Below are 14,792 nucleotides of genomic sequence, written 5' to 3'. Positions count from 1 at the left end.
CTGTGAATAATTTATATTTTGGTTACATACCTGACTTCATCAGTAAGGCAGCTATTGTACTTTAATGTTAGTCATTATTCTGTGGAGCAATATTTATTTACGTTTCTTTATGTTTGAATTGAGTAAAGCTTACTTTACATACTAAATAGTACAAACAAAAATCGATCTTAAAAATATTTTGTCATGATAAACGAACAACTTATTAATCCCCAAAGTATTGCAGTAATTGGAGGGTCAAACAACATACAAAAACCCGGTGGGAAAATACTCAGGAATCTTTTGGACGGTGATTTTAAGGGAGACCTGTATGTTTTGAATCCAAAAGAGAGTGAAGTGCAGGGGGTGAAAGCATATCCGGATTTGGAAACATTTCCCCAATGTGATTTAGCTATAATTGCAATTGCATCCCGATTTGCCATTGATACCGTTGAAACACTTTTAAGAAAGGGAACGAAGGCTTTTATTATTATTTCTGCGGGCTTTGGAGAGGAATCAGAGAATGGTAAAGAAATAGAAAGTAAACTGACCGATTTGGCAGATACAAATAATGCTTCTTTGATAGGTCCAAACTGTATTGGGGTGCTAAACAGAAATTATAATGGGGTATTTACAACTCCAATTCCTGTAATAGACCCAAAAGGAGTTGATTTTGTATCAAGTTCAGGAGCAACAGCTGTATTTATTATGGAAAAAGCTATGTTGAGAGGCATGCGTTTTAATAGTGTTTACTCTGTTGGTAATGCTGCCCAAACAGGAATAGAAGATGTTTTGGAATATTGGGACGAAAATTATGAAGACGGAAAAAGTGCTAAAACCAAATTGATGTACATCGAAAGCATCAATAATCCGGGTAAGCTTCTTCGACATGCAAAATCTTTAATTAACAAAGGCTGTAAAATTGCAGCGATCAAGTCCGGTGTTTCTGAGGCCGGATCAAGAGCTGCCTCTTCGCATACAGGAGCTATGGCAAGTAGCGATTTAGCGGTTAGAGGACTGTTCAGAAAAGCAGGTATTGTATACTGTTCAAGTAGAGAAGAGCTTATAGCCGCAGGTTCAATTTTCTATTATAAAGAATTAAAGGGTAAAAACATAGCTATCATTACTCATGCCGGAGGTCCTGCGGTAATGCTTACTGATGCTCTCTCAAAGAAAGGGTTAAATGTTCCGGAGATTAAAGGAGAGGCTGCAGACAGGCTGTTGAAAGATTTATTTCCGGGGTCATCGGTAAAGAATCCTATAGATTTTCTGGCTACCGGTACTGCGGAGCAACTGGGAACTATTATAGATTATGTAAACGATGAGTTTGATAATATTGACGGAATGGTGGTAGTATTTGGAAGTCCGGGACTGTTTAATGTAGATGAGGTTTATAAGGTACTTAACGAAAAGATAAAATCTTCTAAAAAGCCAATTTTTCCTGTTCTTCCATCGCTGATAAATGCCGCTGAGGAGGTTAAAAATTTCCAGAAGGCCGGAAATATAAATTTCCCTGATGAGGTAATGCTAGGAGAAGCATTGGCAGAAGTGTGGAAACAAACTCATAAACCTCTGCCTTTTGAGTTCGAGAAGCCTGAACTTGATAAAAAAGCTATAAGAGAAGTAATAGATAATGCAGATGATGGTTATATTGGTTCTGAAGAAATAATGGCCATTTTGGATGCATCAGGTATTGAAAGAGTGCCCGAAAAAGTTGTAAAGACAATTGATGATGCTATCGTTACAGCAGAGAAATTTTCATTCCCGCTGGTAATGAAAGTAGTTGGTCCAATTCATAAATCGGATGTTGACGGTGTAGTTTTAAACGTTAATCATATTGAAAGTGTGATGGAAGAGTTTAATCGCATGATTACAATAAAAGGAGCTACAGGTATATTAATGCAGCCAATGATAAGCGGGATGGAATTGTTCGCCGGGGCTATTGCAGAGGCTAAATTTGGACACCAGATAATGGCCGGGTTAGGAGGGATCTTCATTGAGGTTTTAAAAGATGTTCAATCCGGATTAGCTCCTTTATCACTGCACGAAACAAAGGCAATGGTGAAAAGGTTAAAAGGCTATAAATTACTGGAGGGAGTAAGAGGTCAGGAAGGAGTTAATATTGAAAAATATATTGATGTTATAAGACGTCTGTCGGTTTTGGTTACAATTGCACCCGAGATAAAAGAAATGGATTTAAATCCACTTTTGGGTACTAAAGATGATATAATAGCTGTTGATGCCAGAATAAGGGTGGAAAAGTAAAAAAATAAGTTTATCTTACTGAAGCACAGGGGTTAGCTGGTTGATTGTCATGGAAAAATACTAGTTTGTCAGGAAATATATATACTTGTCAAATCTATTCTTTGCGAAGCTAAATTAGGTCGCATATTTGTACCAGAAAACAAGCACATTTGTTTTCTAAACTTCACAGAGAGTAGTTAAGTGAGTTTTTCATAGTAAGATTTTGGGTTAGTTTAAAAAAAGACTTCTTCCTTTCGGATTAAGTCTTTTTTTTTATGCTTTTTTTCGCGTGAGGGGGCCTCGGTTCTGTTCAGCAATCTTCTTTCGCGTGAGGGATAGAGGCGGCATCCTTTTTATTGCTGTTGCAATAAAAAGATATAGCCGAAAGCCCGACCCCTTTAGGGGGCACGCCCGTAGCTTCATTCTAATTTCCTCTGAATATATCTTCTTTTTTAGGGTAGTAGTTATTCGATTTTTTTACATCAGCCATGCGTTCGCTAACATCGATGGCTATGAATTTAATTTTATCTTTCGGAATGTTAACCATAAATGAATATTCGGGATAAACCCAAGGCCATGAATTTAGAACATCACGCTTGTATCCGCTTTCATTTTTCTTTATTCCTCTCATCATCCTCAAAGGAATATAATAGCTTTTCACATCATCGTTATCCAGTATAATTGTAATATCGAGAGGCATTGGAATATCTCCTATTTTTGATAAAACTATGTTTGTATTATTGCCTTTGCCCACAACAGATTTTATTGCATAGTCAATTTTTTGGTTTGTAAGGATCCACTTGTCAAAATACCATTGCAACTGCATTCCGGATACCTTCTCGGCAATTCTCTTAAAATCATTTGATGTAGGGTGTTTAAACTTCCACTCATTAAAATACCTAAGCATCGTAATACGTAAATTATCCTCACCGATTATATAAGCTAATTGGGCTAGAAACACTGCACCTTTACTATAGCTTGATTGCCCGTAGTTGAAGTTGGTTTTAAAAAAATCGGCTTTTGTAGATAAGGGTTCTTTGTCTCCCGATTTCTGTAAACTCAAATAGCCCCGATAAGTTCTTTTATGTGGTTTTTCACTTAGTCTTTCGTAAAGATGAGCCATTGTAAGGTTCTCAGCCCAGGTTGTGAAACCTTCGTCCATCCACGGATATTTCTGCTCATTTGTACCTAATACTCCATGATACCATGAATGTAGAGTTTCATGAACTGCCAGACCTACCATTCCCTCCACATTTTTGCCATTTCCAAGCATCAGCGTCGACATAGGGTATTCCATTCCTCCGTCACCGGCTTGGATAAAACTAAATTGTTTGTATGGATACTCACCAAAATTATTATTCATAAATGTGAAAGCAGTAATCATTTTATCCTGCATTTTTCTCCAATTGGCAGTTCTTTGTTTATCTCCTTTTTTGAAGAAAAAATGGAGTTTTGTACCGTTATTCAGCTCTCTTATATCGTGTTGGTAATTGTCGTCGGCAGCCCATGCAAAATCGTGAACGTTTTTTGCCTTAAAGTGCCATTGCAATTTTTTTGATTTACCAATATCTGTTTTACTTCCTCTCTTTTGATAACCGTGTCCAATATTCTTAGGGTTTTGCAGAACCCCGGTACTGCCAATTGTATAATTTTTGTCAATACTGATTTTCACGTCAAAAGTGCCATAAACACCGTAGAATTCACGGGAAATGTATGCGTCCAGGTGCCATCCTTCTCTATCGTATTCGGCCATTTTAGGATACCACTGTGCCATGGAAAGTTTTATATTTTCTGAGTTGTCTCTTCCCGAACGTCGTATTTGAACAGGTACCTGGGCTTCATTTTCAATAAATAAAATTGTTTTCGAACCCGGAAGTATTGGCTTGTTAAGTTTCACCTCCATAAGAGTCCCTTCTATTTTATTCGCCAATGGAACATTACCCTGTTTTATGCTTATAATTTTTTGATATCCGATTTCATCTTCCTTCAGTTTACTGATTCTACTTCCTATTCTCCTGTCAGGATCAGGCAGGTTTTGCTGACGCACATCCATTTCGCTTCCGGGTTGGAATGCATTAAAGTAGAGATGAAAGTAAACCTTCCTCAAAGTATCGGGAGAGTTGTTATAGTAGCAGATTTTTGATTTCCCTGTGTATTTATAATTATCGACATCAACGTCGATATCCATTTCGTATTTGATTTTTTGCTGCCAATAGTCGGGTTGAGAGAGTGCTGTTTTACTAATAGTGATAAGTAACAGCAGTACTAATGTTCTTAGCATATAGATTAAGTGTTTTCGTGTTTTTTAGAGCTTACAAAAGTAGTAGATTTTACCTAAAAACATCTTCAAAGTTTATTGTTTGATCTAGTCTGACACCTTTATCAGTGTTTTTTACTGTGCACATTGAGTGATAGGCATCATGTTCAAGAAACAGGAAATAATTATTATCAGCCGCTTCTTTCATAAATTTTTCTTTTTCATCAATTGTAATAAGAGGGCGTGTATCGTAGCTCATTACATAGGGAAGAGGAACATGTCCGGAAGTTGGCAGAAAGTCGGCCATGAAAACAAGTTTCTTACCCTGATAATTTATTATCGGAATCATTTGGGCGTCTGTATGGCCGTCAACTCTTAGGATATCGAAGCCCAGTTCAGAATTTTCCAGTAAGTTATTGTCTTTAAAATCGAAAAAATTTAACTGTCCGCTATCTTTAATCGGGTTTATATTTTCTTTCAGGAATGATGCTTTTTCACGTGGATTAGGTTCTGTTGCCCACTTCCAATGATCAGCATTCGACCAAAACCTCGCATTTTTAAAAGCCGGCTGAAGAAAAGTCTTTTCTTTATTCCATTCGATACTGCCGCCGGCATGGTCGAAATGTAGGTGAGTTATAAAAACATCGGTAATGTCATCTCTGTGGAAGCCGTATTTTGCAAGAGATCCATCTAATGTTGCATCTCCCCATAAATGGTAGTGGCCGAAAAACTTATCTGATTGCTTATTACCGAGGCCATTATCTATTAATGTCAATCTTTTTCCATCTTCGATTAGCATACAGCGCATAGCCAAATCTATTTGATTTTTACTGTCGGCAGGATTGGTTTTTTCCCAAAGTACTCTTGGTACAACGCCAAACATAGCTCCTCCGTCTAATTTAAAAAAACCTGTTTCTATTGGATATATTTTCATGTATATAATTTAATATTTCGGTCATACCTGCCTGACTGCATCACGCAGGCAGGTGGTATCCCCATTTATATCTATAGAGCGACATGCTCTTCCCCCAAATTATAATATTCACTGTCGGTGTGAATTTTTTTTTAATGGGGGTGACATTATGTTTTATTTTAACAAAAAAAACATTTACAGTTCTCCTTTTTCGATTAATATTTTTGTTTTTAAAATGGCAGCGACCGAAATGCTATCTCTGATATCTCCGTTCATAACCATATTGTATGCTTCATCAAAAGAAACTTTCTTCAACTGAAGTTGTTCGGTCTCTTCCGGCATAGCTTCGCCAAATTCAAGATCCTGAGCCACAAAACAGATACTTGATTCATCAGTAACAGAGTTGCTAAGATCCATTTCCATTAGAGTAGTCCATTTATTTGCAATTATTCCTGTTTCTTCTTTCAATTCCCTTTTGGCCGATTCAATAGGAGCCTTATTTAGGGGGCCACCACCTTCGGGAATTTCCCAGGAATATTTATCCAAAGGAAATCTAAATTGACCAACTAACCAAGTATTATAATATTCATCTAATACAAGAATTCCTACAGCAAAATTTTTGAAGTGTACTTGACCGTAAATTCCTATACCGTTGTTAGGATTTTTAACCTTATGCTCGTCTATTTTTATCCATGCATTCTCGTAAATGTCAGTTTTTTCAAGGCTTAACCACGGATTGCTGTTTTCGTCAATATTCATATGTTTAAGTGCTTATTAATACCAAACTTTGTTCTAAATTTAGATGTTGGAAATTACAAAAAAAATAATTTGTTTAAAAGTAACTATATATTTGCCCTAATTTTACCAATTATCATTGCAGCTTCAACTTTCGCCCAAACAGAAAGCGATAGTTTAGATGTTATGTTGGATGCCTATGATACTCCTAAAAGTAAAGTTGATTTCCTCAATAACAAATCCATAAAACACTGGAAAACCGACACCTCGGCTGCTTTTGTATATCTGGAAAAAGCCATTGACATTGGTAAGAAAAATAATCTTTACTCAGGTCTTGGCGATTCGTACAGATATTTGGGAAATCTATATTTCCAACAAGGCTTAGGAAATCAGGTTAAAGAAAATTATTCTATTTCTTATGAATTCTATACTTTATCTGATGATAGCTTAGGACTTGCTAAAATAACTAATAACCTGGGCTTATACTACGAAAACTGGGTTAATGACTACAACAAGGCATTAGTCTATTTTGAGAAAAGTATGAGGCTTAAAAAGTCACTTAAAGTAGATAACAATATACTGGCTAGTACTTCCTTTAATCTGGGGGAAGTACACATGAATCTAAATAGTTATATTAAGTCGCTGAGTTATTATTTTGAAGCATTAGAGCTTTTAGAACCTCTTAAAAAGTATAAAGAAATTGCGAACTTAAATAATCGTATTGGTCAGGTATATTTCAAGCTTGGAGAATATAATTTGGCAAGAAAATATATTGATATTGCAATTGTTATCAATAAAAAAGAGAAAGATGAAATTCAACTTGCCAATGATTATTTGTTGTTGGGATCAATGCATACATCTATTAATCAGATTGACTCTGCGATAGTTGAATTAGAAAAGTCGGAGACTATCTATTCAAATTACCTTAATAACCTGGGGTTGGGTCGTGTATATACCAGCTATATAGAGATTTATCTTAAGGATGATGATATTGATAATGTATTTAAATACGCTTTTCCTGCAGAGGAAATATTTTTGAAGTCAGGGGCAGTATATGAACTTGCGGTTGTTTACAACAGTCTTGGAATTGCCTACTATAAAGTGAAGGACATGGCTAATGCCAATAAATATATTGAGAAGTCACTTGAAATTAGTTCTCAATATAACTTCCTGGAGATTTCTAAGAGAAATTACCTGTATGTTGCACAGATTAATTATGCGAGAAAAGACTATAAGAAAGCTTATAACAACTTTTATCAATACAGTGCATTAAAAGATTCTACCTTCAGCCTGAAGAAAGCTCAGATTGCTTCTGAAATGGAGGATAAATACGCAATTAACAAAAAGGAAATAGAGCTGAATTTACTTTCGCAGGAGAAAGAAAAAATTGAATTAGAAAGAGATAGAAATAAAACACTTTCCAACTACCTGAAACTAATAGTGATTCTGGTACTTGTTGTTTTAAGTCTGATATTTTATTTGTATTACTCAAATAAGAGATTAAACGACAGGTTGGAAGATTTGGTGGATGAAAGAACAATAGAATTGCAGGAGTCCAATAAGCTTTTGGCTAATTCGAAGAAGAATGAAGAAGATGTAAGTAGGATTAAGTCGGACTTACTAAAAAACATCAGTGAATCATTAAGAACCCCAATTGCTGAAATTCAGAGTTTAGTTGGAATTCTTAAAGATGAGAATGAAGAGAATTTCGAGTTATACGAACAACTTGAACTTATAACTACAAGTACTTTTAGATTGAATGCAATAATCAACTCCGTAACGGAGTTATACAATATTGAAGATAAGAAAAAAGTAGTTCCAAGGGATGAGTTTGAGGTTAATCAGCTGATCGATGAAATAATTGAAAATCATTTAAATCAGGCTGAAGCCCGTGATTTGAGGTTATCAATGAATGAGAGTAGTGATATAATATGGTTCAATCAAAGTAGAGAACTTATATCAAATGCAATCGATCACCTGATGAAAACTATTGTTGATTACGCCAATAAGGGAGAGGTTGATGTATTGACCACGGAGACTTTAGAAGAGAAAAACATTATTCTTTATTCATCGCATTTTAATATAAATCAGAAAGTGTTTAATTCTGATTTATCAATAAATAACAACTCATTAAAGTCAAGTAACAAGCAGCTGGACCGTATGTTTATCAGTTTTTTTGTTACTAAAAAAATTGTTGAGAAAATGAATGGTAAAATTCATTGGGAGCATGCAAATGAAGGAGAAGGAATCAAATTTATCATGGCTTTTCCCAGTGGTAAGGTAGCTTAACAACACTGAAATATTAGCAGATGACTATCAAGACTTTTGAAGAGCTTAGCACAACTGAGTTATATCAGATAATTAATCTTCGCGAAAGAGTTTTCGTTGTAGAGCAGAAATGTTATTATCTGGATGCAGATAATAATGATCAGAAGGCCTGGCATTTGTTACTCTTTGAGGGAAAGAATTTGGCAGCCTACTTACGAATACTCCCACCCAATGTCACTTATGAGTATCCTTCCATAGGTAGAGTAGTAGTTGATGTTAAATACAGGAGCCTTAATCTGGGAAGAAAAATTATGGAGGAAGCCATAAATTTTTTGAAAGAAAAATATCCTAAACAGCCAATAAAGATTGGGGCACAGGTATATTTAAATAAATTTTATCAATCACTTGGTTTTATTAATAACAGTGAGGAATATCTCGAAGATGGAATTCCACATGTTGATATGATATTGATATAATTTACTATATAAATATTTGTAGGAAATTAACTACGTATATTCTAGGAATTCTTTTATAGTTTTATTATTTTTATTCTTCTTTACTTTAATCACAACCTATATCTCAAACGACAATAATTATTCCGCATCTATTCATGAATGAATGGATTAATTTTTGTCTGTAAATCTGTTTTTTTTTAGATCAGCTATAAGCTCTGCCTTACGGACAACGTCAGACAGGCATCTGACCGATAAAAATAAATTATTACCGAATGAAAAGAGTGATAATATTCTTTATAGTATTTATATCTATTATGTTTATTGCAAATAAACTGATGACGTCCAGTGCTTCGGATTCAATATTTATAATACTCTTAATATCTGCTCTTATTGCTTCTATTGCTTTTTGGTTTTTATCTGTCAGAGAAAATGAAAAAGATAATTCAGATGATATTTAACTCTTATTACTGTCAGTAGTATCTTTTTCCAGGCTATCTACCGCTGTCAGCATAGGATCAATGGTATCCCAAATAGGATACATCATCTCATCTCCCCAGACTAATCTTGCAACAAACGCTTTAATTCTTATGCTCAACATCGATCTGGAAATTGGATCATCAGTAGTTTTTATACCTCTTGCATCAAGGTATTTAACGAAATCACTGTAAACTTTGTTTTCGGAGTTGAAATCTTTTCTAAAGTTTGAATACCCCATTTTTTCAAACTCACTTCGGTTTGCATCTACATAATTTAGAAAGAAATCGTTTAAGTTAGAATATCTGATAGCAGCATATAACCAACTCTCGTATTGTGTAGTATCTACAGCAACAAATACATCCGGGATTATTCCTCCTCCTCCATAAACTATCTTACCTTTTGGAGTGATGAACTTAAGGTCTCCGTTAACTTTTATACTGTCGGCATCCAAAAGTTCCCCGTTATGTATTCGTTTTGTTAAATCATCTTCATAAGAGCTGTCTCCATTTACATACGGTTTCTGTATAGAACGTCCTGTTGGAGTGTAATATCTTGCTGTGGTAAGTCTTACGGCCGACCCATCACCTAAATCCAATTCTTGCTGTACTAATCCTTTACCGAACGATCTGCGACCTATAATTGTCCCTCTGTCATTATCCTGTAAAGCACCGGCAACAACCTCTGCAGCTGATGCAGAATTTTCATTAATTAAGATGTACAGATTTCCTTTTTTAAACCTTCCTTCACCACTTGAAAATTCTTCGTCTACGGCTCCTTTTCTGTTTTTGGTAAAAACAATTAATTTGTCGGAAGGCAAAAATTCATCGGCAATTTTTTTCGCAGTATGCATAAAGCCTCCCGGGTTGTTCCGCAAATCCAAAACTAATGATTTAACATCTTCATTTTGCAATTTATCAAGGGCATTACTGAATTCCTCATAAGTAGAACCGGCAAATCTGTTTATTTTAATATAGCCTAATGAGTCATTAATCATATATGCTACATCTACGCTCTTTATTGGAACTTTACCGCGGATAATTTTCTTTTTGAGAAGTTCTTTAGAAGTAGGCCGATATATCGTAAGGTCAACTTCACTATCACTGATACCTTTTAATTTAGTTACAACGGAATCGCTTATTATTTTTCTTCCGAAAAGAGTGTCTGAATCAGCAATAAGTATTCGGTCGCCATTGTGTAAACCAACTTTTTCAGAAGGCCCGCCTTTGAGAACATTGATAACAATAACTGTATCGCGGTACATTCTAAATTCAATACCAATACCAACAAAACTTCCCTCCATATTTTCTATTACCTGTTGATGTATATCAGCCGGTATATAAGTTGAGTGCGGATCTAAGTTTTCCAGTATACTATTTATCGTAACATCGAGGATGGAGTCGGTATTTACTTCATCAACATACTCATTGTTTATGAAATTTATTAATCGTTGTACTTTCTGGTTTTTGAAGTTCACACTAAACAAAGACTTTGTTGGAGGATCGAAGTTGAGTAATCCTCCTAAAAAGACCCCTATGGCAATTGCGACTCCAAAAAGTAAAGGTCCATATCCGTTTTCTATTAGTTTCTTCATCTTTTAAAATTGTTTCATATTGGTCATATCCGTCCGGTTATACACTTGTCGGGATTCGTACCGTTAGTACAACAAAATTTACACAGAAAGTATTGAATGAGTTTTGTCGTCCTTGATTTCATCAAAAAATAATTATACATCCAATTTCACCACTTCCACACCGGCTTTTTCCAAAAAATCAATTCCTTCAGTATCGCTGTATCCGATATTATAAACAACGCGTTTTATCCCTGACTGGTGTATTAATTTAGAACATTCTTTACAAGGCGAAAGAGTAACATAAAGGGTAGCATCTTTGCACGACTGTGTTGATCCTGCTACTTTTAAAATGGCATTAGCTTCGGCGTGTAACACATGCCATTTCGTTGAGTTTTCGGGGGTCTCACATTCATTGTCAAAGCCCGTTGGTGTTCCGTTATAACCATCAGAAATTATCATTCGATCTTTTACGATTAAAGCACCAACCTGTTTGCGTTTGCAATGAGAAAGTTTGGCCCACTCACTGGCCATATTCATATATGCTTTATCGTAACGATTTTTCTTTTCACTCATCTTTGATAGAAATTTTTGGAATAAGCAAGTTAATTAATAAGTCTGAATAATCTACCAATGATTATGATCTTTGGCTTTATTTTAAGATAATAATACTAATATCTAAATTCGACTTAACATTCAGGCAACTCCGGTTTATTAGTTTTGTTATATTATAAGTTATTCTTCTTAGCCAGATAGTTTGTTATTGCGGTAACAAAAACTACTACAGATATTGAGCTTATTGGCATTAAAATAGCTGCTACAATTGGTGATAACAGTCCATTTACAGCAAAATACAATCCAACACTATTATATAAAAAGGACAAGACAAAACTTGAAATTACAACTTTTCTTGCCTGATAGGAGAGTTTGATGAATGTAGGGAATTTATCAAAAACTTCAGCATCGAGTATAGCATCGCATGCCGGTGAAAATGAATTTATATTTTCGGAAACTGTTACTCCAACATTACTTTGCATAAGTGCTCCGGCATCGTTCAGGCCATCACCAACCATCATTACTTTTTCATTACTATTCTGAAGTTCTTCTATGAAATTAAGCTTCCCTTCAGGTTTTTGATTAAAAATTAATTCTGTACCTAATGGTGTAATCTTTTTCAAATTTTCCTTTTCCCCTGAATTATCTCCTGAAAGTATACTTATTTTAGCATCTGAAAATGCGTTGAATACATCAGCTAAATTATCTCGGTAAGTATTCTCGAATAAATAATACCCCTTAAGGGATGATTTTATTTTAACGTAAACTCTGGTCTGATTTAGGTCTATTCCATTTTTCTCATTTACAAGTTCAGCTGAACCTATCCAATATTCATCTCCTTCAATCAGTGCTTTTATCCCTTTACCGGGAATCTCTTCGAAAGATGATGTTTCGGCATTGCCAAAAGCAAAAATGTTATCATATAATGTTCTGCTCAAAGGGTGGTTTGATTGACGAAGAATAGATTTTAACTTTATTTTCTCATCGCTGTTTAATTCATCTCCGGTAAAAGTAATTTTTGATTTTTCATTTTGTGTGATAGTTCCTGTTTTATCAAAAACAACGTGATCAATCTTGGCAATTTCTTCTAAGGTTTCGGCATTTTTTACATAAAATCTGTTCCTGCCAAAAATTCTCAACATGTTTCCCATTGTAAACGGAGAAGAAAGAGCCAGAGCGCACGGACACGCTACTATTAAGACGGCTGTAAATACATTAACCGCTATTGACAGGTGACCTGTTAAATACCAGTATGCCGCCGCACCGCTTGCCAGAGCCAAAATAAAAAATGTAAAATATTTGGAGATACTGTCAGTAAGTGATTTAAAATTATCACCATTATCTTTGCTAAAAACATCGTGATTCCACAATTGAGTCAGATAACTTTGAGATACGGTTTTAATTACTTCCAGTTCTATAGCTTCACCAATTTGTTTCCCCCCGGCAAATATTTTATCCCCAACTTTTTTTGAAACCGGTTTAGCCTCTCCTGTGACAAAAGAATTATCTATCATAGCATTTCCTTTGATCAAAACACAATCGGAAGGTATCAGTTCTTCATTTCTTATCAATATTCTATCAGTTGGATTTAATTTTGAAACCTGTACATTTTCTTCTTTTCCGTTTGATATTCTGGTAACAGCAACGGGAAAATATGATTTGTAATCTCTGTCGAAAGAGAGAGATTTATATGTTTTATCCTGAAAAAATTTCCCTAACAATAAAAAGAAAACCAATCCGGTGAGTGAATCAAAATAACCCGATCCGATATGACTAATAACTTCGTATGAACTTCTGAAAAACAGTACCAGAATTCCTAAAACAATTGGAACGTCGATATTAATAAATTTGTGCTTTAACCCCTTATATGCAGATACAAAATAATCGCTCGAGGAATATACCAGCACAGGAATTGATAAGGCCAACATAATCCATCTGAAAAAAGGCTTAAACTGATCCAGCCAAAATTCGCTTACCTCGAAATATTCAGGAAGAGCCAGCAACATTATATTTCCGAACGAAAAGCCCGCCACTCCAACCTTATATATCAATGACCTGTCAACCTTTTTCTGATCTTTTTCTAAATCATTTAGATTTATGACCGGTTCATATCCAATAGCAGCCATTAATTCGGCTATATCCTGCAAACCTGTGTCACTATCCTTAAATGTTACACGGACCGTTTTTTTAGGGAAGTTAACCTGAGATGATATTACTGCCGGATTTAGTTTGTTAAGATTTTCAAGTAACCATATACATGAGCTACAGTGCATTGATGGTGTAAAGAAGGTAACTACACTAATTCCGTTATCATTAAAATCCAGTAAACTTTTTGAGATATCTTCATTCGATAAAAAGTCGAATCTGCCTTTAAATTTTCCTTTGGGTGTTATCCCCGGCATATCATCAATATTATAGTAAGAGCACATTTCATTCTCATTGAGTATTTCGTATACGGTTTTACAACCGTTACAGCAAAAAATCTTGTCTCCTATTTTTATAGAATCATCAGCACAATCGGCACCACAATGATAGCATTTATGTTTTTCCAGGCTCATAAAAAGTTATAATAATTTGATTATGCAATTTTAAGCAATTATGACATTTATCATCAAAAAAAAATTATCTTTGTCCACATGGAATGTAATGATAATAATGTAAGATGCCACCAGTGTCCGGTAAAGGACATCACATCTTTTAATACACTGACTAAAGAACAGTTAGACATTATTGCTGATAGCAAAACTTGTGTTGTTTTTAAAAAAGGACAGATAATAATGCATGAAGGTAATAAACCTAATGGGGTTTATTGCATCCAAAAAGGAAAATGCAAAACACATAAATTAGGAATAGAAGGTAAAGAACAGATTATTCGTTTTGCAAAAAGCGGAGATATGTTAGGTTATAGATCTATCTTGAGTGATGAACCACTTTCAGCTTCAATTACAGCTCTTGAAGATACTTATGCATGCTTTGTGCCACGGCAGGAGCTATTTGATATTATAGATTTGAATTCACGTTTTTCGATGGAGCTGATGAGAATAGCTTGTCATGAATTGGGTGAGGCAGGAAAAATAATTACAAATCTCGCTCAGAAAACCGTAAGAGAGAGATTAGCAGAGATGTTGCTTATTCTTGAGAAAACTTTTGGAATAAACGAGGAGGGGAATCTTGATGTTTCTCTTACAAGAGAGGAAATAGCCAATCTTGTAGGTACTGCAACCGAATCTACAATCAGACTTTTATCTGAGTTTAAAGAAGATAAGCTGATAATATTAAAAGGACGAAAAATAAAATTGATAAATAAACCCAAGCTCGCTAAGATTGGAAATGTTTATGATTAAG

11 protein-coding genes are annotated in these 14,792 nt (G+C 34.9%); 5 read left to right on the top strand and 6 right to left on the bottom strand.

Features of this window, described 5'->3' with window-relative positions:
• Positions 1-183 precede the first annotated feature (183 nt).
• Positions 184-2,241, top strand: a complete 2,058-nt coding sequence (locus ABFR62_09015; GenBank protein ID MEN8138562.1) for an acetate--CoA ligase family protein — start codon at positions 184-186, stop codon at positions 2,239-2,241.
• Between the two features lie 403 nt (positions 2,242-2,644).
• Here ABFR62_09015 and ABFR62_09010 read toward each other — a convergent pair whose 3' ends face one another.
• The 3 genes from ABFR62_09010 to ABFR62_09000 form a co-directional block, all read right to left on the bottom strand.
• Positions 2,645-4,501: a M1 family metallopeptidase gene (locus ABFR62_09010; protein ID MEN8138561.1), complete on the bottom strand. Its 1,857-nt coding sequence runs from the start codon at positions 4,499-4,501 to the stop codon at positions 2,645-2,647.
• Positions 4,502-4,550: 49 nt separating this feature from the next.
• Positions 4,551-5,411: an MBL fold metallo-hydrolase gene (locus ABFR62_09005; GenBank protein ID MEN8138560.1), complete on the bottom strand. Its 861-nt coding sequence runs from the start codon at positions 5,409-5,411 to the stop codon at positions 4,551-4,553.
• A gap of 174 nt (positions 5,412-5,585) precedes the next feature.
• Entirely contained in the window at positions 5,586-6,149 is a 564-nt protein-coding gene (locus ABFR62_09000; protein ID MEN8138559.1) for an NUDIX hydrolase, read from the bottom strand.
• Positions 6,150-6,218: 69 nt separating this feature from the next.
• On the opposite strand from ABFR62_09000, the gene ABFR62_08995 reads away from it, so the two are divergent.
• From ABFR62_08995 to ABFR62_08985, 3 genes are all read left to right on the top strand, one after another.
• Complete coding sequence (locus ABFR62_08995; protein ID MEN8138558.1) at positions 6,219-8,414, top strand: tetratricopeptide repeat-containing sensor histidine kinase; 2,196 nt, start codon at positions 6,219-6,221, stop codon at positions 8,412-8,414.
• 20 nt (positions 8,415-8,434) lie between these two features.
• Positions 8,435-8,869 (top strand): GNAT family N-acetyltransferase, encoded by a 435-nt coding sequence (locus ABFR62_08990; protein MEN8138557.1) that lies wholly within the window; start codon positions 8,435-8,437, stop codon positions 8,867-8,869.
• 251 nt (positions 8,870-9,120) lie between these two features.
• On the top strand, positions 9,121-9,306 hold the full coding sequence (locus tag ABFR62_08985) for a hypothetical protein (protein MEN8138556.1): 186 nt from the start codon (positions 9,121-9,123) through the stop codon (positions 9,304-9,306).
• Here the strand turns inward: ABFR62_08985 and ABFR62_08980 are convergent.
• From ABFR62_08980 to ABFR62_08970, 3 genes are all read right to left on the bottom strand, one after another.
• Positions 9,303-10,916: a S41 family peptidase gene (locus ABFR62_08980; GenBank protein ID MEN8138555.1), complete on the bottom strand. Its 1,614-nt coding sequence runs from the start codon at positions 10,914-10,916 to the stop codon at positions 9,303-9,305. The two genes, ABFR62_08985 and ABFR62_08980, sit on opposite strands and share 4 nt — an antisense overlap.
• Before the next feature lie 132 nt (positions 10,917-11,048).
• Entirely contained in the window at positions 11,049-11,468 is a 420-nt protein-coding gene (locus tag ABFR62_08975) for a dCMP deaminase family protein (GenBank protein ID MEN8138554.1), read from the bottom strand.
• Positions 11,469-11,620: 152 nt separating this feature from the next.
• A complete protein-coding gene (locus ABFR62_08970; GenBank protein MEN8138553.1) occupies positions 11,621-14,005 on the bottom strand; it encodes a heavy metal translocating P-type ATPase metal-binding domain-containing protein in 2,385 nt (794 codons plus the stop codon).
• 78 nt (positions 14,006-14,083) lie between these two features.
• Here ABFR62_08970 and ABFR62_08965 point away from each other — a divergent pair, with 78 nt between their 5' ends.
• On the top strand, positions 14,084-14,791 hold the full coding sequence (locus ABFR62_08965; GenBank protein MEN8138552.1) for a Crp/Fnr family transcriptional regulator: 708 nt from the start codon (positions 14,084-14,086) through the stop codon (positions 14,789-14,791).
• Position 14,792: the final 1 nt, after the last annotated feature.

The organism is Bacteroidota bacterium (assembly GCA_039714315.1).
GTDB lineage: Bacteria > Bacteroidota > Bacteroidia > Flavobacteriales > JADGDT01 > JADGDT01.
This window is presented reverse-complemented; position numbering and strand designations above follow the sequence as displayed.

Coding starts and splice junctions, on each gene's coding strand:
- ABFR62_09015 (MEN8138562.1), top strand. CDS start 184: ATGATAAACGAACAACTTATTAATCCCCAAAGTATTGCAGTAATTGGA.
- ABFR62_09010 (MEN8138561.1), bottom strand. CDS start 4,501: ATGCTAAGAACATTAGTACTGCTGTTACTTATCACTATTAGTAAAACA.
- ABFR62_09005 (MEN8138560.1), bottom strand. CDS start 5,411: ATGAAAATATATCCAATAGAAACAGGTTTTTTTAAATTAGACGGAGGA.
- ABFR62_09000 (MEN8138559.1), bottom strand. CDS start 6,149: ATGAATATTGACGAAAACAGCAATCCGTGGTTAAGCCTTGAAAAAACT.
- ABFR62_08990 (MEN8138557.1), top strand. CDS start 8,435: ATGACTATCAAGACTTTTGAAGAGCTTAGCACAACTGAGTTATATCAG.
- ABFR62_08985 (MEN8138556.1), top strand. CDS start 9,121: ATGAAAAGAGTGATAATATTCTTTATAGTATTTATATCTATTATGTTT.
- ABFR62_08980 (MEN8138555.1), bottom strand. CDS start 10,916: ATGAAGAAACTAATAGAAAACGGATATGGACCTTTACTTTTTGGAGTC.
- ABFR62_08975 (MEN8138554.1), bottom strand. CDS start 11,468: ATGAGTGAAAAGAAAAATCGTTACGATAAAGCATATATGAATATGGCC.
- ABFR62_08970 (MEN8138553.1), bottom strand. CDS start 14,005: ATGAGCCTGGAAAAACATAAATGCTATCATTGTGGTGCCGATTGTGCT.
- ABFR62_08965 (MEN8138552.1), top strand. CDS start 14,084: ATGGAATGTAATGATAATAATGTAAGATGCCACCAGTGTCCGGTAAAG.